Origin of the sequence: Sphingobium sp. B11D3B (assembly GCF_025961735.1) — a bacterium.
Lineage (GTDB): Bacteria > Pseudomonadota > Alphaproteobacteria > Sphingomonadales > Sphingomonadaceae > Sphingobium.
Map to the genome: position 1 here is coordinate 274,785 of NZ_JAOQOF010000001.1, position 21,967 is coordinate 296,751.

Here is a 21,967-nt window from a genome sequence, read left to right on the forward strand (position 1 = left end):
AAGGACGGCTGCGATCATGACCGTGACAATCGAGAAGGGCGGGCCGCTCGCGGTGCCGCTCGAAGACCTGAAGCAGTATCTGGGCATCAGCCTTAGCGACGATGATGCTGCGCTCACCGATCTGCTGTGCGCGGCGAGCGAGGCGGCCGAGCAATATCTCGGCCAGATGCTGATCGAGAGGACTGTGACCGAAGTGCGCGGGGCCAGCGGTGCATGGAACCGGCTGACGATGGCGCCGGTCAGCGCGATCAGCAGCGTAGAAGGACTGCCGGCGGATGGCGCGGCATTCGTGCTGCCGGTCACGGCCTATGCCATCGATATCGATGGGCACGGGGCGGGGTGGGTGCGCATCCTCAATCCGGGATCGGCCGGACGGGTTCGCGTGACCTATCGTGCCGGGCTTGCCCTTCCTACCGCCGAGGTGCCCGATGCGCTTCAGCACGCCGTCGTTCGGCTGGCGGGCGAGTGGTATGCGCGACGCGACGGGCTGGAGGGAGACCTGCCGGCATCGGTTGTCTCCCTGTTGCGGCCCTGGCGACGGGTGCACCTCGCATGAGCGGCGAGATGGCAGTGAGGGGCGCGGTCGTCGCCGCCCTCCGCAACGATGCGGACCTGATGGCGCTGGTCAACCTCGTGAGCAATGGCGAGCCGATCAAGGCGAGCCCGCCCTGGCTTCTGGTCGGCGAGATGATGTCGACCGGCTGGGGCGCGCGGGATGTGACGGGTCTGGCGCTCCGCTTGCCCATCCAGCTGGTCGTTCGTGGCGATGATCTGGCGCGGGTGACCGCCGTGCTGGCGCGCCTGGATGCCGTGCTCGCGGGGGTCGATGGCGATCTGGGCGACTGGCGGATCACCAGCTTGCGGTTCGAGCGATCACGCATCCTGCGCAGCCGCACCGAGTGGCGAGCGAGCGCCGACTATGCCGTGCGGGCGGCACGGCTGAACTGAAGCCGACATCTCGGTTTCGCTCGATGCGAACGGGGATGCGGATATTGAAAGGATCAAGGCGATGGCAGTGGAGAAGGGCAGCGCGTTTCTGCTCAAGATCGGCAATGGCAGCACGCCGGTAAGCTATGCGACGGTGGCGGGGCTGCGCGCTACGCAGCTTTCCGTCAATGGTGAGGCGGTGAATGTCACCTCCAAGGATTCCGGCGGCTGGCGCGACCTTCTGCCGGGCGCGGGGGTGCGCTCCGTGAGTGTGTCAGGCTCCGGCATCTTTACCGGATCGGCGGCGGAAACCCGGCTGCGCAATCATGCGCTGGCCGGTGCCATCGACGATTATGAACTGAGCTTCGAGAGTGGCGAGAAGCTGCGTGGGCGGTTTCTGGTCACGCGGCTGGACTATGCCGGCGACTATAATGGCGAGCGCACCTATACGCTCGCGCTGGAAAGCTCAGGCGCCGTGAGCGCACTATGAGCGGGGCGGTCGCGAATGAGGCGCGCGGGGAAGCCGCGCTCATGGTCGGCGCGCACTGCCTGACGGTGCGCCCGACCTTTGCGGCGTTGGTCGCTGCCGAGCGTGAGACCGGGCCGTTGATCGCGCTGGTCGAGCGCGCGGCGGACGGGCGGCTCGGCCTCGCCGAGATGGAAGCTCTGTTGTGGCACTGCCTTACGGATCGACCCGAGGCGATGGCTCGAGCCGATCTGGGCGACGCGCTGATCGCGCAAGGGGTGGGCGTGGCCTTGCCGGCGCTTCGGGCAATCATGCGGCAGGTCGTGGCTGGCGGGGTATGACGTCGGCCTGCTTTGCGGAGGTCGCTCGGACGTTGGCCGGGCAGGCCGGGCTGTTGCTCGGCTGGCGCCCCGACGAGTTCTGGCGCGCGACGCCGGCCGAGCTGGCCGACGCCCTGGCGGTGTTGCGCGATTTGACCGGGCCTCAGGTCGCGCCGTTCGACCGATCTGCACTGGCCAAGATGATGGAAAGGCATCCCGATGGATGAGGATATGCAAAGCCTGTTCGCGCCGATGGGTAGCGACATGGCCCGCTTGCGCGAAGATGCGAGCGGTCTGCGGGACGAGCTGGATTTACTGAGCGCAGGCGCGGAACGAGCGAGCCGCGCCATCGAGGCTGGGCTGCTGCGTGCCGTGCGGACGGGGCGGATCGGCTTTGAAGATCTCGGCAAGATCGCGCTGTCCGTCATGGACCAGATTGCCCGTTCGGCGGTCCGTAACGGCTTGGAGGCCGTCCTTGGCGGCGGAGGCTCTTCCGGGCTTTTGGGGTTGGGAACGAGCCTCCTCACCGGTGCGCTTGGGTTGCCCGGCCGGGCAACGGGCGGCCCGGTGGCGCCGGGGCGGGCCTATCTCGTCGGCGAGCGCGGGCCCGAAGTGTTCGTCCCGACGAACAGCGGCCAGATCGCGCCTGGCGTCGGTGGGCAGGGCGGACGAGACGTGCGCGTGTCGATCACCGTCAATGGCAGCGGCCAGGAGGCGCCGCGCGCGCTGGCGCGCAGTGCGCGTCAGGTGGCGCGGGCGGTGCGTGGGGCGCTCGGGGAGTAGGCGGTTTTTCCATCCTGGCCGTGTCTCGACTTCGCTCGACACGAGCGGGCGGGGTCGGATGGGGATCCGCCGCCGAAATGGCATCAGTAAAGGACAATCCTTATGGCCTACTGGCTGGCGACCGAGAGGCGCAATCAGGAGAGCAATGTCATCAAGCGCTTCTCGCCACCTTTCTGGACAGTCAATTTCCCACGGCCGATGACGGCCTCCGTCGTGACGGTCGGGGATGATGGATTGCGCGTGGATGCGGTGTTCCACAGCTCGGGCGATCTTGCCGGGCTGATCTGGGAATCGGCTGATGTCTGGGATCATCCGCTGCTCCGTTATGAGACGCGACGGGATTATCGTGGCTGCACCCTGCGGTTCCGGTGGCGGAGTGCTGGGGTCAAGCCGCTCGATGCCATTCAGGGCCCGACGTTGACGCTTGAGGGGCGGGATGCGGCCGGCAATGCGTGCGCCTGGTACGTGCGGCTATGGAACTATGCAGAAGGCAGTCCGGAGGATGCGGTCGTCACCCTCGACTTCGACGCGTTGGTCGGCGGCTTTGCCTTGCCCGCCGATGCGGACCCGGTGGATGCGCGGGATATTGACCGCCTGTTCATCTCCATCGTCCAGACCGATTATGACGAGGGAGAGACGACCTTTCCTGACGCCCGCGAAGGCTGGGTGGAGGTCAGCGAGATGGTTTGCGAGGGGGCAGGATCGGTCATCGCCATGGGCGATCCGATGCTGCCGGAGCATGGGCTGTCCATCGCCAGCGGCTATGATGATGCGTACAACCAGACGCCCGAGCGCTTGCTGCGGCAGGTGCTGGCGCTCGGCTATCGCGGCGCGATCAATCATTATGTCGGAATGAGCCACTATATGCGGCTCGCCCCTGACGGTAGCGATTTTCGCGTGACGCTGGAGGGCGGTGCGCTGGCGACGCCATGCCGGCGCTGGCACGAGGATTTCGCGGCGCGCTGCAATGCGCTGGGGTTCGGGCTAATCCTGTCGCTCTCTTACGAGTTGTTCGATGCTTATTGCCCACCTGATTGGAAGCAGCGGGCGTGGGACGGAGCGCCCGCGCTGACAGGGTGGACTCCGCCCTCCGCCCTGCTTTCGCCAGCCAATGCTGCGGCTAACGACTATTTGCGTGCGGTGGCGCGGGCCTTTGCGGGCATCGCGCGGGATGCCGGGCTAGCGGTGCGTTTCCAGATCGGCGAGCCCTGGTGGTGGGTGATGTCGGATGGGCGACCCTGCCTGTACGACGATGCCGCCCGCGCTGCGTTCGGGAGTGCCGCCGTGGAAATTCCGACGGTTCGCGATACGCTCGACAGCGGGCAGATGGCTTTGTTGGATGCGGCTGGCGCTCTGCTGGCCACTTCGACGGCGGGCGTGGCGGATGCCGTGCGCGCGGAGACGCCGGGCGCCGAGCTTCTTCTGCTTGTCTATCTGCCGAGCGTGCTGGACCCTGAGGCGCCGGAGCTCAAACGCGCGAACGTGCCGACAGGCTGGGCCGCGCCGGCTTTCGACCGGTTGCAGATCGAAGATTATGACTGGGTGACCGAGGGCCGAACCGCCCGCTCAGCCGCAGGGCGCGCCGCGATGGACGCGCGCCTGGGCTATCCGCCAGATGAGCAGCATTATTTCGCCGGATTTTTGCCGGCTGGCTCCACCGATGAGTCAACGCAGATCGGCTGGGACCGGATCGCCGCAGCTGCAGATGCTGCGCGAGCGCGCGGCCATGCCGCCACCTTCATCTGGGCGCTGCCCCAGGTCGCGCGGGACGGCTTTACCTATTTCCAGCTTTCAGGAGATGCGGACGTGCAGCATTTCGACGACCTCGCCTTTCCGCTCGACATCGGCAATCGCGCGCAGGTGGCGCCGGCTTTCTCGACGCGGATCGTGGAGAGCGTGTCCGGCCACGAGCAGCGCAGCACGCAATGGGCTGACGCGAGGCTGCAGTTCGATGCGGGGCCGGGGGTGCGATCCGAGGCGGATATCGCGACGCTCATCGCCTTTTTTCGGGCTCGACGCGGTGCAGCGCGAGGGTTTCGGTTCCGTGATCCGTTCGATCATGCGTCTGGCTCGTTCGGCCTTGCGCCGGGGCCGCTTGATCAGTGGATCGGAACGGGCGATGGCGTGACGACGAGCTTCCAGTTGCGCAAGAATTACGGGGTGGATGATCCCCAGCAACGACGGATCACGCGGCCCGTCACGGGGACCATCAGGGTTGCGGTGGACGGGGTCGAGCGGTTTGCCGGCTGGTCCCATCCGGGCATGGGTCAGGTCGCGTTTGATGACCCGCCGCCCGAGGGCGCGGTGGTGACGGCGGGCTTTGTCTTCGACGTGCCCGTGCGCTTCGCCGAAGACCGGCTGGAAATCGACCAAGAGACGTTTGCGGCGGGCGTTGTCCCGTCCGTCCCCCTGATGGAGGTGCGTGAGTGAGCGCTGCGGCGATCCTGAGCAAGCCGCTTTGCGCGCTCGCTTTTTGCTGGCGGTTGGAGCGGCGGGATGGCGTGACCATCGGCCTGACCAGCCATGACCGGGGCCTGCAGGCGCACGGCCTGCATTATGCGGCAGCACCCGGGATCACGCCGAGCGCTATCATGCAGGGTGGCAACGACCCGGACCTGACGGACTTGCAGGGCGCCATCAGCAGCGCGGCCATCAGTGAGGTCGATCTCGATGCCGGGCGCTGGGACGGCGCGACACTGCTCCTGCATCTCACCGAGTGGACCGAACCCGGGGTGCTGTGGCTGGAACTTGCGCGCGGCGAACTGGGAAGCATCGAGCGGCGCGGCGGCGCTTATTCGGTGAGCCTGCGATCTACGCTTGCGGAGGCGCTCGAGCGCCCGGTCGCGCCGGCGACAAGCGCCAGCTGCCGGGCGGCGCTGGGGGATGCGGATTGCCGGATCGCTTTGCGGCGGCATCAGCAGATCGTCGCGGTTGATGCCGTGGCTGATGACCGCGTTGCGTGCAGTGGCTTGGTCGCCGCCGTGTATCCGTTCGGCTCGTTGCGCTGGCTGGAGGGGCCCAATTGTGGCCTCGTGCAGACCATTGTCGATCAGGGGGCGGGGGGCGTTTTCTTGGCGGAGCCGCCGGTGTTCCCGGTGGCAGCAGGCACGCGCGCGCTGCTGACGCAGGGGTGCGACAAGCGCCTCGCGACCTGCGCGGGGCGGTTCGGCAATGCTGTCAATTTCCGCGGGGAGCCGCATCTGCCCGGCATGGACCTGCTGACGCGCTATCCGGGGAGCTGAGTGATGGACGTGGGCGAACGAATGGCGGCCGAGGGCTTGGCCTTGGTCGGTGTGCCCTTTCGGCTGCACGGGCGCAGCGTAGAGACGGGGGTGGACTGTGTGGGCTTGGTTGCGCTGGCGGCGCGGCGCGCCGGAGTCCGCGTTCCCACGCTCCCGACCTATAAGCTGAGGGGGATGGGGCAGGCGAGGGCAGTGCAGAACCTCGCGGCATGCGGCCTCTCGCCGGCGCCGGAGATGGGCGAGGGCGCCGTGCTGCTGGTCGATAGCGGTCCGATGCAGTTGCATCTGATGATCGTGACGCGGGGCGGCCATGTCCATGCTCATGCCGGACTGGGCAAGGTGGTGCTGATGCCGGGGCCATCGCCCTGGCCGGTGCTGGGCGCTTGGCAATTTCAGGAGTAGCGCATGGCGACATTGGTTCTCACCGCCGTGGGCAGTGCCCTTGGCGGAACGTTCGGCGCTGTGGGCGCGGCGGTTGGCGGCGCGGTCGGCGCGCTCGCCGGACGGTCTGTCGACGCGCTGATTTTTCGACCAAGCGGGCGGACGGGGCCCCGGCTAAGTGACCTTCAGGTCCAGACATCTCGTTACGGCGCGGCGATCCCGCGCATCCACGGAACGCTCCGTGTCGCGGGGACGGTGATCTGGGCCACGGACCTTCAGGAGAGCACATCGACGAGCGGTGGAGGCAAGGGCAGCCCAAGCGTCACGACCTACAGCTATTCCGCGAGCCTGGCTGTTGCGCTTTCCTCACGGCCTATTCTCGGCATCGGGCGCATCTGGGCGGACGGCAATCTGCTTCGTGGTGCCGTGGGGGATTTCAAATCGCCGCTCACGGCATTTCGGCTGTATCTGGGCGGGCCGGATCAAATGGTGGACCCGCTGGTGGCGTCCGCAGTGGGCGTGGCGCAATGCCCTGCTTATCGCGGCTGCGCTTATGTCGTGTTCGAAGGGCTTCAGCTGGCGGACTTCGGCAACCGGATTCCCTCGCTGACGTTCGAAGTGATCGCTGATGCCGAACCAGTGGCCCTGCCGGCGATTGCCACCGACCTTGCCGGACGCACCGTCAGTCATGCCGGAGACGGCGATCCTGCGCGCCTGCTGGGCTTCGCGGCGGAGGGGACGGTCGATGAGGCGATGCGCGACATCGTTTCGCTGCACGACGTGCGATGGACAGAGCGCGAGGGGGAGCTCGCGCTGAGCAGCGGGACGCCGTCGAGCCATGTCATCGATCCGGTCACCGCCGTGCGCTGCATCGATGGCGAGAAGCAAGCCGAGCCTCAGCATGTCCGCACACCGATCGAGACGGTGGCTGCCCGGCTGGCGATCCGTCACCACGACCCGGCTCGCGACTATCAGCTTGGCTTGCAGACCGCGTTGCGGGCGGGGCCGGGGATGCGCAGCGAGGAAATCGACTTGCCGGCCGCGATGGGCGCGGACGATGCCCGGCGCCTAGCCGACCGGAAGTTGCGCAATGCGCTCCGGCGGCGCCGAAGTGTCAATATCGGCACTGGTTGGAGCGCGCTGGACCTTGGTCCGGGCGATCTTGTGACGGTCGCGGGCGAGCCGGGGCAGTGGCTCGTCGAGACGACGGAATGGGATGACATGGCCTTCAGGCTCAGCTTGCAGGCTTTTGAGAGCGGCACGCGGGCGATCGCAGGCGTAGGGGCCTCCGGGGAACCGGTCCGTCAGCCCGACCTCGTCCAGGGGCCGACCAGTCTGGCGATTGTGGAGTTGCCGGGTGACGGGACTACGATTTCCACGAGCCCCGTCGTTGCGGCAGCGGCGTGCGGCTCGAATGCCGGGTGGCGGCGCGCAACCCTCTTTCGCTATGATCCGGTTCTGGAGATTGCCGAGCCCATTGGCAGCACAGCGCCGCGCGCCGTGATGGGCCGCACTGTTGGCGCGCTGCCTCCGGGCGCGCCGTGGCGGATCGACCTTTTCAGCAGCGTTGAGATCATTCTCGACGATCCTGGTGATGTGTTGACCGGGGTGGGGGACGATCTTCTGCTCGGCGGCGCTAACATCTGCCAGATTGGAAAGGAACTGCTGCAATTTGGCCAGGCGGACGTGGTCGCGCCGGGGCATTATCGACTGTCGCGGCTCGTTCGCGGGCGCATGGGGACCGAATGGGCCATGACTGGGCACGATGCGGGCGAACGGTTCGTGCTGATCGACCGCGAGCGGCTGGCGCCGATCCCGGTAGAGCAAAGCGCGGTTGGAACGACGCTGACTCTGAGGGCAATCGGCAGCGGGGACAGTACGCCCGCGCAGGACAGCCTTTTGATCGACGGCCGCGCGTTGATGCCCCTTTCGCCGGTGCACGGGCGGCGCACGACTTTGGCCGGTGATGATGTTGAGATCAGTTGGGTTCGCAGAAGCCGGCTTGGCTCGGCATGGATCGACGGCGTGGATGCGCCTCTCGGGGAGGAGCGGGAGGCTTATGCGGTCAGTGTCGTCGCGGACGGCGTGACATTGCGGCGATGGGAGACGACGCTCTCGTCGTGCATTTACGCGGCGAGTGACGTTGCGACCGATCTCGCAGCCGCGGCCTCGGCTGGCATGCAGATCGAAGTAAGGCAGATGGGAAGCTGGGGAGCGGGGCGGGCGCTCGTCATTCCTTGGCCCTGACTTATCAGCGTGTCCGCGCGATCCCCCAAAGAAGGATAACGATCAATGGCTCAGACCGATCGATTTGGCTTGCCGCTGCTCTCTGCTGGGCAGGCGCAAAAGGAACTCACCCATAATGAGGCGTTGTCGCTCATCGACATCGCGATTGGACGAGTGGTGGAAAGCGCGAGCCTGTCAGCGCCTCCCGCTGCGCCCGATCTGGGTGCCTGCTGGCTCGTTGGGAGTGGGGCGACAGGCGAATGGACGGGACGAGAGCGGACGATTGCGGCGTGGACCGCCGCTGGGTGGCGCTTCCTTGCGCCGTTCGAGGGCTTGCATTGCTGGAAGCGGGATACGCAAAGCGGCGTAAGATTCCAGGCCGGCGACTGGCGGGAAGACGGTCTGCGGACTGACGGTTTCTATGTTGATGGCGAGAAAGTGATTGGCAGCAGGCGGCCTGCAATACCGAATCCATCCGGGGGCGCGCCCGTCGATTCGCAGGCGAGAGAGGCGATCATTTCAGTGCTTGATACCCTGAGGGCACACGGCCTCATCGCATCGTAACCACGCATAAAGCACAAAGACGTTGTCGGTTCCCAACATGCGGACGCGACAGGCAATATTTCCTGCAGGGCCAACATTAGCTGATCACAATGCGGCATTTAGGCAACATCATGCGATTGTGCGCTTGAAACCTTTGCGGCGCACTCCTAAAAACGTCGAGCAGCATTTTACGATCAACCTGAAAGGGGAATGATATGCGGAAGCTTGGCCTCGCCATAGCGCTCGCTTCGACCGCGATGGCATCACCATCGCTCGCCAAAGACGGCGCCTGGTATCTGGGCGGTGACATTGGCGCGATCATCGTCGAGGACTCTGACACCACGTATGACGCCGGCACCGTTGCCGGTGTGGCAGCGACCACTGGTGTCACGGCCAACACCCCGCACAAGGTCGGTTACGACGCCGCGGGTTATGTGGGTTACGACTTCGGCGCGTTCCGCCTGGAAGCCGAATATTCGCACAAGAAGGCGATGAACAAGAACACCACCTACTCGAACCGGACGACGGCTCTGCCCGGCGGCCAGGCTCGCGTGGACAGCATCATGCTGAACGGTATGCTCGACTTCGGTCCCGATGATGGCCTGCAGGGCTTCGTCGGCGGTGGCGTCGGCGTTGCGCGGTCCAAGATCTCGCTGCCCGACACGCGCGATTCCGACACCGGCTTCGCCTGGCAGGCAATCGCTGGCGTCCGTTATCCGGTGAGCAACAATGTCGATCTGTCGCTGAAGTATCGCTTCTTTAACCACAGCAACATCGACCTGATCAACACCGCTGGCACGCCGCTGGAAACTGAGGTTCGCAGCCACAGCATCCTGGCTGGCCTGGTGTTCAACTTCGGTGGTGAAGAGCCGGCTCCGCCGCCGCCTCCCCCGCCGCCCCCGCCGCCGCCTCCCCCGCCGCCTCCGCCTCCGCCGCCTCCGCCGGTCGCGCAGTGCCAGCCGGGGCCGTACATCGTGTTCTTCGAGTGGGATAGCGCCGACATTACGCCGGATGCTGCCTCGATCCTCGACAACGCGGTTTCGGCTTATGCGAACTGCGGTAGTGCGCAGGTCATGCTCGCTGGTCACGCTGACCGTTCGGGCTCGCCGCGCTACAACATGGGCCTTTCCGAGCGTCGTAACGCTTCGGTCCGTGGCTACCTCACCTCGCGTGGCATCTCCGACGGCGTCATCTCGACGCAGGCCTTCGGTGAGACGCGTCCGCGTGTCGACACGGCCGACGGTGTGCGTGAACTCCAGAACCGTCGCGTGGAAATCACCTACGGTCCGGGTTCGGGCAACTAAGAACTCTCCGCTTCGGCGGGACGAACAAGGAAGGGGCCGGCTTATCCGGCCCCTTTTTTTGTGTGAAAGAGCGTCGGGCTGTCAGCTTGCGTCTATGGGCGCGCATAGAGAGCGGGCGATACAGCAGGCATGATGAGCCTCGCAGACCGGTTTCACTTGAAATCTAAGGGCATAGCCCGATATTGTGCGCTGACAGTCCGGCGCTGTTGCCGGAAAGAGGAGATGATAAAATGGCGAATTGGCCAGATCCCCGGTCGTCCGCTACGGGCTACGGTGGTGCTTCCACGCATGCGAGCGAGGTTGCTTATGACGCAGGCCTGCGCTCCTACATGCTCTCGATCTACAATTACATGGCCAGCGGTGTTCTGGTCACGGGTATCGTTGCGCTGTTGTTTGCTAGCTCCGGCTTCGCAGCTCAGCTGCTGGTAACCCCGCTGCGCTGGGTAATCATGCTGGCCCCGATGGCCTTCGTGATGGTGCTGAGCTTCGGCATCAACAAGCTGCAGACGAGCACCGCGCAAGCACTGTATTGGGCGTTTGCCGTCGTCATGGGCCTCTCCATGTCGTCGATCTTCCTGGTGTTCACGGGTGTCTCGATTGCGCAGACATTTTTCGCCACGGCAGCGGCGTTTGTGGGCCTGAGCCTGTACGGCTATACGACCAAGAAGGACCTCTCCGGTTTCGGCACGTTCCTGATCATGGGCGTGGTCGGTATTCTGGTCGCCATGGTGATCAACATCTTCGTGCAGTCGACAGCGCTTCAGCTGGTGATCAGCATCCTTGGTGTCCTGATCTTCGCCGGCCTGACTGCCTATGATACGCAGCGCCTCAAGAGCCTGTATTTCCAGGTTGCCGGGTCCGACATGATGGGTAAGGCCGTCATCATGGGCGCGCTGAGCCTGTATCTGGACTTCGTGAACATGTTCACGTTCCTGCTGCAGTTCCTGGGCAATCGCGACTGATCGCGTCGGGTTCTTTTATTGACCAGAAGGGCCGGGAGATATCCTCCCGGCCTTTTTTCTTATTAAACTAGCCCGAGCGAATGCATTGGAACTGAGTCTGGATTAAGCTTTGCCCGACTGCGCCTGCGCGATAAGCGCATTGTCGATTTCCTTCGCGCGCACATAGGTCGGTCGGCTCTCAAGACGGGCGACATAGTCCGAGAAAATCGGTCGGGAGGGGATGGTGCCGAACTGCAGCCCCCAGGCGATATGCGATCCGACATAAACATCGGCTGCCGTGAACATCTCTCCGCAGATAAACGTCTTGTCCCGGAGCGAGCTTTCCAAGGTGTCGATCGTCTGCTCGAAGCTGCCATAGCCCAAAGTCCTTGCCCGACCAGGCTCAGCGACAAAACCCAGTGCACGGTTCGTCACAGCCGCTTCCAGCGGCCCCGCCGCGAAGAACATCCAGCGATAATAATCAGCCCGATCGGCCAGGGGCGGGGCCAACGCTGCTTCGGGAAAGCGATCCGCCAGCCAGGCGCAAATTGCGGCGCATTCTGTGACGACCGCTCCTTCGTGCACCACGGCGGGCACCTTTCCCATCGGATTGATGGCCAGATAGGCCGGGCCTTTCATCTCGGTCTGGTAGTCGAGCAGGTGGGTTTCGTACGGGACGCCGACTTCTTCCAGCATCCAGCGGACAATTTGCCCGCGCGACATCGGGTTGGTGTAGAATTGAATTTGGCTCATGATCGTCTCCCCAGTGACTGGAACGTATCATGAACGAAATTTAGGGTTTCGTCAAAGCCCTGCCTTATGGGCGAAGCGTCCTTCGCTCAGAAAATGCTTTATCTGGGCGTGGGCGGTCGGGTGATAGGGCAGCAGCATATGGGAGAGCGGGAGGACGATATGGTCAGTCGCGTCCTTCAATCTGGTCGAGGCCACGCTGACCTTGCCATCGCTCGGCCCTGGCAGAAGGCGTGACGCGCCATAGCGCATCATCGGGCGGTCGCCGGCGATGATGCCCACCGGATAGTCGATCTCACCCAGCATTGCAGTGATCTCTGCGGGGCGCTGCGTGACCAGGGCCGGGGCTGCCCTGCCGAGGATCGGGCGCAGCAGAGCATAACGGTGCAATGTGTCGGCTATCTCGCTGCCAGCGTTAGGGGTTACCAACATGACGACCCGGCCCAGCCGCGCCGGGCGCCGCGCTTTGATGAGCGCGCGGGCGACCAGACCGCCCATGGAATGGCAGACGATGTGGAGAGGCTGATCCGGGCTACCCGCTCTATCAATCTTTTCCAGACGTGGGCCGAGCAGTTTGCATATGCCCTCGAGGTCCAGCCGCCAACTGTCGTAACTCAGATCGACGGGCTGATAGCCGGTGCTGCGAAGCACGGCAGCGAGGGGGCGGTTCATCACCGCAAATCCGGCAAAGCCATGAATAAGGATGACAGTCGGCTGCACGATGGGTTTCAACGCCTGATCACGCCTGAGCGATCCCGGCCATTCTCATGGTGATGCGGATATCCTGAAAACAAGCCGGCCCCGAGCAACTGCCCGGGGCCGGTCGAGATTATATGAATTGTGCCGTCGATGGTGTTCAGCTCTTCGGTTCTGAGACCTCGGAAGGGCCGCTCTTTGCCTTGCGCGTGGCACTCCCCTTGCTGCGCTTGGGTGCTGCAGGCGTGATCTCGAAGGTGAGAGCATCGTCCTTGAGGCGGACGTGAACCTCGCCACCGTGCACGAGCTTGCCGAACAGCAGTTCCTCGGCAAGAGGCTGCTTGATCTTCTCCTGCATGAGCCGACCCATCGGACGGGCGCCGTACAGCTTGTCGTAACCGCGGGCAGTGAGCCAGTTGCGGGCTTCGTCGTCGAGCGTGATGTGCACATCGCGATCGGCCAGTTGAAGCTCGAGTTGCAGGATGAACTTGTCGACCACGCGGGCGACGACTTCAGACGGCAGATAGCCAAAGGGCACGATCGCATCGAGGCGGTTGCGGAACTCCGGCGTGAAGAGCTTCTTCACGGCCTCTTCCTGCACATCCTCGCGCGTCGATTCCCCGAACCCGATCGATTCCTTCGCCATGTCGGACGCGCCGGCATTGGTCGTCATGATCAGGATCACGTTGCGGAAGTCGACGGTCTTGCCGTGGTGATCGGTCAGGCGCCCGTTGTCCATCACCTGCAGCAGGATGTTGAACAGGTCCGGATGGGCCTTTTCGATCTCGTCCAGCAGCAGCACGCAATGCGGATTCTGATCGATGGCATCGGTAAGCAGGCCGCCCTGATCATAGCCCACATAGCCCGGAGGCGCGCCGATCAGGCGGCTGACCGAATGCCGCTCCATATATTCCGACATGTCGAAGCGCTGGAGCGGGATGCCGAGCAGCGTGGCGAGTTGGCGGGCAACTTCCGTTTTGCCGACGCCGGTGGGGCCGGAGAAAAGATAGTTGCCGATCGGCTTGTCCGGATCACGCAGGCCGGCGCGAGACAGCTTGATCGCGGAACTGAGCACCTCGATGGCCTTGTCCTGCCCGAAGACGACACGCTTGAGATCGGTCTGGAGGGTTTCCAGTACGCTCTTGTCATCGCTCGACACGGTCTTGGGCGGGATGCGCGCCATCGTGGCGATCACGGCCTCGATCTCCTTGGGCGTGATCATCTTTTTGCGACGCGAGGGCGGCACAAGCATCTGCATCGCGCCGACTTCGTCGATCACGTCGATCGCCTTGTCCGGCAGCTTGCGGTCATTGATGTACCGCGCCGAAAGCTCCACCGCCGCCTTGATGGCATCGGGCGTGTATCTGACCGAGTGGTGATCCTCGAAGGCCGAGCGCAGGCCCATAAGGATCTTCACGGTATCATCCACGGTCGGCTCGTTCACATCGATCTTCTGGAAGCGACGCAGCAGCGCGCGGTCCTTCTCGAAGTGATTGCGGAACTCCTTGTAGGTCGTTGAGCCGATGCAGCGGATCGCGCCACCCGACAGCGCAGGCTTCAGGAGGTTCGAGGCATCCATGGCACCGCCTGAGGTCGCGCCGGCGCCGATCACCGTGTGGATCTCGTCGATGAACAGCACCGCGTGCGGCATCTTTTCCAGTTCGGTGACGACGGCCTTCAGCCGCTCCTCGAAGTCGCCGCGATAGCGCGTGCCGGCGAGCAGCGCGCCCATGTCGAGTGAGTAGATCACCGCTTCCTTGAGCACGTCGGGCACTTCGCCATTGACGATCTTGCGCGCCAGACCCTCGGCAATGGCCGTCTTGCCCACGCCCGGATCACCCACATAGAGCGGGTTATTCTTGGAACGCCGGCACAGGATCTGGATCGTCCGATCCACTTCGGAATCGCGTCCGATCAGCGGATCGACCTTTCCTTCCTTCGCCTTTTCGTTGAGATTGACGGTGAACTGGTCGAGCGCGCCTTCCTTCTTCTTGGCCTCCGGCTTCTTCTCTTCCTCGGCCTGGGCCGGCTTGGCCGGCTCCGGCGAGGCAGCGCCCTTGCCGACGCCGTGCGAGAGATAGGAAACCGCGTCGAGGCGGCTCATGTCCTGCTGCTGCAGGAAATACACGGCGTAGCTCTCCCGCTCGGAGAACAAAGCCACCAGCACATTGGCACCGGTCACTTCTTCCTTGCCGGAAGACTGGACGTGAAGGATCGCGCGCTGGACGACGCGCTGGAACCCGCTGGTGGGAGAGGGGTCGACGCCGCCGGAGACCTTCAGGCTCTCCAGTTCAGTATCGAGATAATGGGTGACCGTGTCGCCAAGCTCACCAAGATCCACGCCACAGGCCTGCATGACCTTTGCGGCATGTTCATCGTCAATCAGCGCCAGCAGCAGATGCTCGAGCGTCGCATATTCGTGCGCGCGCTCCGTGGCATGTGCCAGGGCATTGTGCAGAGTTGTTTCGAGGGCGGACGCGAAAGAGGGCATATCGTTCTACTCCTGCGGCCCGAGAGAGGGTCGCGTTAGGGTCAATGTCGGCACGCCGCGAGCTGCCTTCAAGGGCCGCTCTGTCATCCACCGATTTGCCGGAGGCCGATATGCGCCAGAAGGCGATCCTGCCTCCGCTCTCCTCATTTCTTGAATAGCGCCTCAGCGCTTGCCTTGTGGTGAACCGCGCTCGATTTCTTGGCGCGGGTGCGCTCGATTTCGGCTGAAAGAAGGCTGATGCGTTCATCGAGCTCATCGACCGAAAGCCGATCCAAATCTTCACGGATCAGCTGTGCAATCAGGTCGCCGGGCCGCGCCCGGGGTGAGGCGTCGTCGAAATCCATGGCGACATGCTTGCGCCAAAGTCCGCGCAAGTCAACCGGGCTTGGCAGAAGCCTCGGCATGCCCGAAGGGGCCATCTCAATCCGTCTATCCTGCTTTCCGGGCTGGTCTTTTTCGCACCGGACTCTAGACGTAGGGCCGATCACGGCCAGCCAGGGGGAGCAAGCCAAGGTGACGAACCTGCCCGAGACCATGCGCGCCATTGCTATTCGGGAGCCAGGCGGGCCGGATGTGCTGACCGAGGTTCAGGTTCCCCTGCCGGTGCCCGCGCAAGGCGAAGTGCTCATTGCGGTCGTGGCGGCAGGCGTCAATCGCCCGGACGTTCTGCAGCGGCAAGGCAGCTATCCGCCGCCGCCCGGCGCCTCCCCGCTTCCGGGGCTGGAAGTCGCTGGAACCATTGTGGCGGTGGGTGAGGGGATAGGCCCTGACGTGATCGGCGAACGCGTCTGTTCGCTGGTCGCGGGCGGCGGTTATGCCGAATATGCCTGCTCCGACTATGCCCAATGCCTCGCCATTCCACCGGCGCTCTTGATGGAAGAAGCGGCCGCAATTCCTGAGACATTGATGACGGTCTGGCACAATCTCTTCGAGCGCGCCTACATCGTGAACGGCGACAGCGTGCTCATCCATGGCGGGACGAGCGGCATCGGCACCATGGCCGTGGCCCTATGCCGGCTGTTCGAGATCACGACGATCGTCACCTGTGGCAGTGACGACAAGTGCCGGGCCGCGCTCGAATGGGGCGCTGGCCATGCGATCAATTATCGCAGCGAGGACTTCGTCGAAGCTGTGAAGCGCATCACGGATGGCAAGGGCGTGACGGCGGTGCTGGACATGGTGGGCGGCGATTATCTCCCGCGCAACCTGGAGTGCCTGGCGGAGGACGGCCGGCATGTCTCCATCGCAGTGCTGGGTGGGGCCAAGGCCGACCTGTTCATTCCCAAAATCATGATGCGCCGCCTGACGCTCACCGGCTCCACATTGCGGGCGCGGACCGCGGGCTTCAAAGGCCTGCTCGTCGATGAAATCCGCCGCACGGTCTGGTCGATGGCGGAGGAGGGCGCGCTGCGTCCCGCGCTGGACCGCGTCTTCCCGCTCGGCGAAGCCGCGCAAGCCCATGCGCTGATGGAAGCGGGCGGGCACTTCGGAAAGATCGTCTTGAAGGTGCGGTGAAGGGCCGACGAGTGACGCAAATCCGTCATATTCCCAGAAAAACTGTCACATTGTTCGGCTAGAGCCCGCTTGGGGAAATGGTGTCCCCGGGGGTCGAAATGCCATGAACGCCATCAGCTCAATCGCGCAGGAGCGGGCTGTCCGCAGCGGTCATCCGCGCGCCCACTACCGCACGATCTGGATCAGCGACATCCATCTCGGCACCAAGGGGTGCAATGCCGAGATGCTTGTCGATTTTCTCGACAATGTGGACAGCGACACGCTGTATCTGGTCGGCGACATCGTCGATGGCTGGCAGCTCAAGAAGCGCGTCTACTGGCCGACCGCCCATAACGATGTGGTCTGGCGCGTTATGAAGCGGGCGCGGCGCGGCACGCGCGTCATCTATATCCCCGGCAATCATGACGAGATTTTCCGCCAGTTCACCGGCATGAGCTTTGGCGGCGTCGAGATCCGCCGCAAGATGATCCACACGACCGTAGAGGGCCGCAAGCTGCTGGTGCTGCATGGAGATGAGTTCGACACGGTCATGCTCGCCCATCGCTGGCTCGCCTTTGTTGGGGACGCCGCCTACACCGCGCTGATGGCGCTCAATCGCCGCGTCAATCAGGTCCGCCGCTGGCTGGGCCTGCCTTATTGGTCGCTCTCCAAGATCGCCAAGCACAAGGTCAAGAATGCCGTGGCGTTCATCACGCGCTTCGAGGAGATCGTCGCGCATGAGGCGGGACGACGGCGGGTCGATGGCGTCGTCTGCGGGCACATTCACACGGCGGAAATCCGTCAGTTTGGCGACATCACTTATTATAATGATGGCGACTGGGTGGAGGGATGCACGGCGCTTGTCGAGCATCATGATGGGCGGATGGAAATCCTGCACTGGGCCGAGGTGATGGAAGCGCGCACCCTAGGCGCCGCTGCGGATGATCTGGAGGTTGCCGCTTGAGCGGTCACGGGCCTGCTCCGACCCGCCGGCGCATCCTCATCGTCACCGATGCCTGGGCGCCCCAGGTCAATGGCGTCGTGCGCACGCTTCAGGCGGTTCGCGCAGAACTTATCGCCATGGGGCATGTGGTCGAGGTGATCGCGCCCGATCGCTTTCACACGCTGCCTTGCCCCACTTATCCTGAAATTCGGCTGGCGATGCCCGCGCCGGGAGCGATTGCCCGCATGATCGCGGCGTTCGGGCCGGATGCGATTCATCTCGCGACCGAAGGCCCGCTATGTCTGGCCGCGCGGCGCTGGTGCCTGCGCCACAACCGCCCGTTCACCACGGCATTCCACACCAATTTCCCTGATTATGTCGAGCGGCGCACGGGCCTGTCGGCGGACTGGTTCTGGCCCTATTTCCGCTGGTTTCATGGGGCGGCGCAAGCGGTGCTCACAGCAACGCCGTCCGTGCGCGCCGAACTGCATCGCGCCGGCATCCGCCACACGCATCACTGGGGGCGCGGCGTCGATCTCACGCAATTCTCGCCGCTAGGGGATGGGCATCCCGCGCTTGCCGGCTTGCCGAGGCCGATCCTTCTCCACGTCGGCCGTGTCGCCGTGGAGAAGAATATCGAGGCCTTCCTCGCGCTCGATACGCCCGGCAGCAAGGTCGTGGTGGGCGATGGGCCTGCGCGCGCGTCGCTGGAGGCGCGGCATCCCGGCGTTCACTTCCTCGGCATGTTGAGCGGCGAGGCGCTTGTCTCGGCCTATCGGGCTGCCGATGTCTTCGTCTTTCCCAGTCGCACCGACACCTTCGGGCTGGTGATGATCGAGGCGCTCGCCTGCGGCACGCCAGTGGCGGCTTATCCGGTCACCGGCCCGGTCGACGTGCTGACAGCACAGACCGGCGCGATGGATGAGGATCTCGCGCGCGCCGTGACGCAGGCGCTGGAGCTTTCTCCGTCGGCCTGCACGGCGCATGCGCGCGGCTTCACCTGGCGGCGCAGCGCGGAGCAGTTCCTCGAGAGCTTGCACTGGCTCGACGCCCCGGCGTTGGCACACGCGGCCTGAGCCCGTTGTAAGGGCCGAACGGTCTTTCGCCCCCTCGGGGGCCGCGACGCGCGCGAACGCTTGCCGATCCAGCCGGAATAGCTTATCTGTGCGACCATCAAGGCCATCCCGTGAGGGGTGGCCCTTCTATTTTGCACAGAAGGACTTGTCCCGTGGCACAGCCGCTCATGCCCCACGCCACAGCCAGCTGGCTGGTCGACAACACTGCGCTCAGCTTTGAGCAGATTGCGGAATTCTGCGGTTTGCACATCCTCGAGGTGCAGGCGATCGCGGACGATACCGCCGGCACGAAATATACCGGCCGTGATCCGGTCCGTGCGCATGAAATCTCGGTGGAGGAAATCCACAAGGGTGAGCAGAACCCCGATTACAAGCTGCAGATGCTCAAGGGGCCGGACCCGGTCCGCCGCACCAAGGGACCGCGCTACACGCCGGTTTCCAAGCGTCAGGACAAGCCGGACGGCATCGCCTGGATTCTGCGTCACCATCCCGAGGTTTCGGACGGCGCGATCGGCAAGCTGATCGGCACGACGCGCACGACCATCCAGGCGATCCGCGAGCGGACGCACTGGAATATCAGCAACATCCAGCCCAAGGATCCGGTGACGCTGGGTCTGTGCTCGCAGCGTGAGCTGGATGCACTGGTGGCCAAGGCGGCCAAGAAGGCCGGCATCGAAGCGCCGACCGACAACCGTCTCGATGGCGACCGTGAGGCGCTGATCGCCGAACTGCGTCAGGAGCGCGAGGACGCACAGCGCCGCGCGTCTGAAACGATGCTGGCGGAGGAAGCCGCTTTGTTCGCGAGCCGCCCCCGCGAAGACTGATTTTGCGCCCCGATTCGGGGCGTTCGGGGTCGAATTTACACTGTGATCAAAAGCATTCATCCGGGCGACGTAGCGTCGCCCGGCATGGCGTTGCCTTGCCACGCGGGATCGCATAGCCTCTCCGTATGGAGAGCGAAAAACCCGCCTGGCAGGACCATTATGATCACCCCGTTGCGTGGGCGCAGGACTTTGCCCCGCTATCGCTGCCGGAGATGCTGCGATCTGCCGTGGAGCAGGACGGCAGCCGCCCGATGCTTGATTTTTACGGGCGCAAGTTCAGCTATGCCGAGTGCTACCGCAATGCACGGCGCTTCGCGGCCGGGCTGATCGGCCTTGGCGTCCAGCCCGGCGATCGGGTCGGCCTCTACCTCCCCAACGTCCCGCACTACGTCGTGGCCTATTATGGCGCGATGATGGCCGGCGCCATCGCGGTCAATTTCTCGCCGCTTTATACGGTCGAGGAACTGGCGCATCAGGCTGAGGACAGCGGGACGACCCTGCTGGTGACCATCTCCGCCAAACCCCTGTTTGGCAATGCCTGCGCCGTGCTGGATTGCTCCTGCATTGACCGGCTGGTGGTCGGCTCCGTCGCCGGTGGCCTGCCGCTGGGCAAATCCCTGCTCTACCGCCTGTTCAAGCGGTCAGCCGATGACCATGTCCCCTCCGATCCGCGCATTCTCTCGTTCGGCTCGTTGCTGGGCGATGATCCCTCCAGCCTGCCGTCGATCGATCCGCTGCGTGACCTTGCCTTGCTGCAATATACTGGTGGCACCACCGGGCGGCCTAAAGGCGCGATGCTCACTCACCAGAACCTCTCGGCCAATGCGCGGCAGATCGACCTGCTCGATCCCTGGCATGCCCTTGAGGACCGCATTTTGGGTGCGTTGCCCTTCTTCCATGTGTTCGCCAACACTGCGGTGCTCAATCGCACAGTCGTTCGCGGCGGCGAGATCGTCATTCTTCCGCGGTTCGATGCGCGTCAGGTCATCGCAGCGATCCAGCGGACCCGCGTCACCTCGCTGCCCGGGGTGCCGACCATGTTCCAGGCTCTGCTGGACAGTCCCTATCTCGCCAAAGCGGACCTCTCTTCCCTGCGCGTCTGTATTTCCGGCGGCGCGCCGCTCCCCCTGCCACTCAAGGAGCGGTTCATGGCGACCACCGGCGCGCGGCTGGTCGAAGGCTATGGGCTGACGGAGAGCAGCGGCGTCGTCTCGGCCAATCCTTATGATGGGCCGGGCAAGACCGGCTCGATCGGCCAGCCCATTCCCGGCACGCGCGTGCGCCTGCTCGACCGGGAAGACCCGTCCCGGCTTGCCCAGCCGGGGGAACCCGGCGAGATAGCCTTTGACGGCCCGCAAAGAATGCAAGGCTATTGGCAGAATCCGGATGCCGATCGGGAGGTCTTCGTCGATGGGTTCCTGCGCACCGGTGACGTCGGCACTATCGATCAAGACGGCTATTTCCGCGTGGTCGACCGCATCAAGGACATGATAGCGGTCGGTGGCTTCAAAGTTTTCCCCAGCCAGGTGGAGGACGTGCTGTATCGCCATCCCGCCGTTCGGGAAGCGCTCGTGATCGGCATTCCCGATGATTATCGCGGGGAGGTGCCCAAGGCCTTCGTGACCTTGCGGCCGGAGGTGGAGGACGACATCGACGGCGAGCGTCTCAAGGACTGGCTCAATCCGCAGCTCGGCAAGCATGAGCGCGTCTGCGCGGTCGAAATCCGTGAGAGCCTGCCGCGCACATTGGTCGGCAAGCTCTCGCGCAAGGAACTCGTCGCGGAAGAGCGGGCCAAGGCGGGGCTTGTTTGAGGGTTTCTCTCCCGGCTCATCGTTGGGGGGGACTGAGGGATGAGCCGGGAGAGATGATAGCGGCAATTGCGGGGAGCCGCATCATTCCCTCAACGCGGCTGTCAATGGACGGTTCCCACGCAATGTTGGACCTGGAGAAGAAACAGGACGCGCTCCACCTCTCTCCAGTGGCAGAAGCGGATGTGGTTGCCGACATCGCGGCTGCGATCTGCGCGCTGGGCCGCTTCAACGCCCGCGTGATCGCCGAAAATGCGCATCAATGCGGTGGCGTCGTCGTAACTCCGACGGTCGACCATGATCGGAAGATGCATTCAAAATTCGAATCCCTTGCCCCCGCAAAATCAAGTCATTCTGGTCCAGCTGTATCCATTCACGGACCGTGCCAGCTTCGCCCTCAATCCGCGCCGGACGCCCCACGCTGGCTAAGCACGGCTTAACCAAGTCCCGCGCGGGAGCAATCTGTCCAGTTACGGCACGACGAAGACCGCCGGCTTGTTCGGCTGGCATCGCGGCGCGGGACATGGCATGGGCGTGACATGACCGATCCGAATTCTCCAGGCGACAAATCACCCATGGGCGGCGGTGCGCCGCTGGCTGGCCTCATTCTCCTTGGCACGATCGTCGGCATCGCGACCGGGCAGCCCTCGATCGGCATTCTGGCCGGGCTTGCGCTGGGGGTGATCGTGGCTGTCGCGATCTGGCTGAAGGGCCGGGGCTGATCCGCGCAGATAAGGGCGCGCATGCCCGCT

The 21,967-nt window shown here is 64.4% G+C and carries 24 protein-coding genes; 19 read left to right on the forward strand and 5 right to left on the reverse strand.

From position 1 onward, the window contains the following. Positions 1-16: 16 nt before the first annotated feature. The 13 genes from M2333_RS01315 (at position 17) to M2333_RS01375 (ending at position 11,154) form a co-directional block, all read left to right on the forward strand. Positions 17-556, forward strand: coding sequence for a head-tail connector protein (locus M2333_RS01315; protein WP_264610615.1), 540 nt, complete (start codon positions 17-19; stop codon positions 554-556). Between the two features lie 8 nt (positions 557-564). Next, positions 565-948: a DUF3168 domain-containing protein gene (locus M2333_RS01320; protein ID WP_264610616.1), complete on the forward strand. Its 384-nt coding sequence runs from the start codon at positions 565-567 to the stop codon at positions 946-948. 61 nt (positions 949-1,009) lie between these two features. Next, positions 1,010-1,417, forward strand: a complete 408-nt coding sequence (locus tag M2333_RS01325) for a phage major tail protein, TP901-1 family (RefSeq protein WP_181560368.1) — start codon at positions 1,010-1,012, stop codon at positions 1,415-1,417. Then, a complete protein-coding gene (locus M2333_RS01330; RefSeq protein WP_264610617.1) occupies positions 1,414-1,734 on the forward strand; it encodes a gene transfer agent family protein in 321 nt (106 codons plus the stop codon). Before M2333_RS01325 ends, M2333_RS01330 begins: the two co-directional genes overlap by 4 nt. Before the next feature lie 32 nt (positions 1,735-1,766). Next, on the forward strand, positions 1,767-1,940 hold the full coding sequence (locus M2333_RS01335; protein WP_413716103.1) for a phage tail assembly chaperone: 174 nt from the start codon (positions 1,767-1,769) through the stop codon (positions 1,938-1,940). Beyond that, complete coding sequence (locus M2333_RS01340; protein ID WP_264594040.1) at positions 1,933-2,496, forward strand: tail tape measure protein; 564 nt, start codon at positions 1,933-1,935, stop codon at positions 2,494-2,496. Before M2333_RS01335 ends, M2333_RS01340 begins: the two co-directional genes overlap by 8 nt. Before the next feature lie 102 nt (positions 2,497-2,598). After that, positions 2,599-4,926, forward strand: a complete 2,328-nt coding sequence (locus M2333_RS01345; protein WP_264610618.1) for a DUF2460 domain-containing protein — start codon at positions 2,599-2,601, stop codon at positions 4,924-4,926. Then, positions 4,923-5,738, forward strand: coding sequence for a DUF2163 domain-containing protein (locus tag M2333_RS01350; RefSeq protein WP_264610619.1), 816 nt, complete (start codon positions 4,923-4,925; stop codon positions 5,736-5,738). The genes M2333_RS01345 and M2333_RS01350 overlap by 4 nt, the downstream gene beginning before the upstream one ends. 3 nt (positions 5,739-5,741) lie before the next feature. Continuing rightward, positions 5,742-6,140 (forward strand): peptidoglycan endopeptidase, encoded by a 399-nt coding sequence (locus tag M2333_RS01355; RefSeq protein ID WP_264610620.1) that lies wholly within the window; start codon positions 5,742-5,744, stop codon positions 6,138-6,140. A gap of 3 nt (positions 6,141-6,143) precedes the next feature. Continuing rightward, positions 6,144-8,366 carry a phage tail protein gene (locus tag M2333_RS01360; protein WP_264610621.1) on the forward strand — a complete coding sequence of 741 codons (2,223 nt, stop codon included), beginning with the start codon at positions 6,144-6,146 and terminating at the stop codon, positions 8,364-8,366. Positions 8,367-8,411: 45 nt separating this feature from the next. Then, a complete protein-coding gene (locus M2333_RS01365) occupies positions 8,412-8,909 on the forward strand; it encodes a DUF2793 domain-containing protein (RefSeq protein WP_264610622.1) in 498 nt (165 codons plus the stop codon). Between the two features lie 194 nt (positions 8,910-9,103). Further along, positions 9,104-10,192, forward strand: a complete 1,089-nt coding sequence (locus M2333_RS01370) for an OmpA family protein (RefSeq protein ID WP_264610623.1) — start codon at positions 9,104-9,106, stop codon at positions 10,190-10,192. A 230-nt stretch (positions 10,193-10,422) separates the two neighbouring features. After that, positions 10,423-11,154 (forward strand): Bax inhibitor-1/YccA family protein, encoded by a 732-nt coding sequence (locus tag M2333_RS01375; RefSeq protein ID WP_264610624.1) that lies wholly within the window; start codon positions 10,423-10,425, stop codon positions 11,152-11,154. A 102-nt stretch (positions 11,155-11,256) separates the two neighbouring features. Here the strand turns inward: M2333_RS01375 and M2333_RS01380 are convergent, their stop codons facing one another. The 4 genes from M2333_RS01380 to M2333_RS01395 all read right to left on the reverse strand — a co-directional run bounded on the left by M2333_RS01380 (position 11,257) and on the right by M2333_RS01395 (position 15,414). After that, positions 11,257-11,886, reverse strand: coding sequence for a glutathione S-transferase family protein (locus tag M2333_RS01380; protein WP_264610625.1), 630 nt, complete (start codon positions 11,884-11,886; stop codon positions 11,257-11,259). Positions 11,887-11,937: 51 nt separating this feature from the next. Then, the gene (locus M2333_RS01385; protein WP_264610626.1) at positions 11,938-12,603 is read right to left on the reverse strand and encodes an alpha/beta fold hydrolase; all 666 of its coding nucleotides are present in this window, start codon (positions 12,601-12,603) and stop codon (positions 11,938-11,940) included. 136 nt (positions 12,604-12,739) lie between these two features. Next, complete coding sequence (clpA, locus tag M2333_RS01390) at positions 12,740-15,070, reverse strand: ATP-dependent Clp protease ATP-binding subunit ClpA (RefSeq protein WP_264610627.1); 2,331 nt, start codon at positions 15,068-15,070, stop codon at positions 12,740-12,742. Positions 15,071-15,213: 143 nt separating this feature from the next. Beyond that, the gene (locus tag M2333_RS01395; protein ID WP_181560355.1) at positions 15,214-15,414 is read right to left on the reverse strand and encodes a DUF1192 domain-containing protein; all 201 of its coding nucleotides are present in this window, start codon (positions 15,412-15,414) and stop codon (positions 15,214-15,216) included. 190 nt (positions 15,415-15,604) lie between these two features. Here M2333_RS01395 and M2333_RS01400 point away from each other — a divergent pair, with 190 nt between their 5' ends. From M2333_RS01400 to M2333_RS01420, 5 genes are all read left to right on the forward strand, one after another. Next, the gene (locus M2333_RS01400; protein WP_264612537.1) at positions 15,605-16,585 is read left to right on the forward strand and encodes an NAD(P)H-quinone oxidoreductase; all 981 of its coding nucleotides are present in this window, start codon (positions 15,605-15,607) and stop codon (positions 16,583-16,585) included. A gap of 103 nt (positions 16,586-16,688) precedes the next feature. Further along, on the forward strand, positions 16,689-17,528 hold the full coding sequence (locus M2333_RS01405; RefSeq protein ID WP_264610628.1) for a UDP-2,3-diacylglucosamine diphosphatase: 840 nt from the start codon (positions 16,689-16,691) through the stop codon (positions 17,526-17,528). Further along, complete coding sequence (locus M2333_RS01410; RefSeq protein ID WP_264610629.1) at positions 17,525-18,583, forward strand: glycosyltransferase family 4 protein; 1,059 nt, start codon at positions 17,525-17,527, stop codon at positions 18,581-18,583. Before M2333_RS01405 ends, M2333_RS01410 begins: the two co-directional genes overlap by 4 nt. Positions 18,584-18,750: 167 nt before the next feature. After that, positions 18,751-19,407 (forward strand): DUF1013 domain-containing protein, encoded by a 657-nt coding sequence (locus M2333_RS01415; protein WP_181561486.1) that lies wholly within the window; start codon positions 18,751-18,753, stop codon positions 19,405-19,407. 125 nt (positions 19,408-19,532) lie between these two features. Further along, positions 19,533-21,218, forward strand: coding sequence for a long-chain-fatty-acid--CoA ligase (locus tag M2333_RS01420; RefSeq protein WP_264610630.1), 1,686 nt, complete (start codon positions 19,533-19,535; stop codon positions 21,216-21,218). Positions 21,219-21,319: 101 nt separating this feature from the next. Here the strand turns inward: M2333_RS01420 and M2333_RS01425 are convergent, their stop codons facing one another. Next, positions 21,320-21,514, reverse strand: a complete 195-nt coding sequence (locus M2333_RS01425) for a hypothetical protein (protein WP_264573379.1) — start codon at positions 21,512-21,514, stop codon at positions 21,320-21,322. A 240-nt stretch (positions 21,515-21,754) separates the two neighbouring features. On the opposite strand from M2333_RS01425, the gene M2333_RS01430 reads away from it, so the two are divergent. Beyond that, positions 21,755-21,937, forward strand: a complete 183-nt coding sequence (locus M2333_RS01430; protein ID WP_181561599.1) for a hypothetical protein — start codon at positions 21,755-21,757, stop codon at positions 21,935-21,937. Positions 21,938-21,967 lie beyond the last annotated feature (30 nt).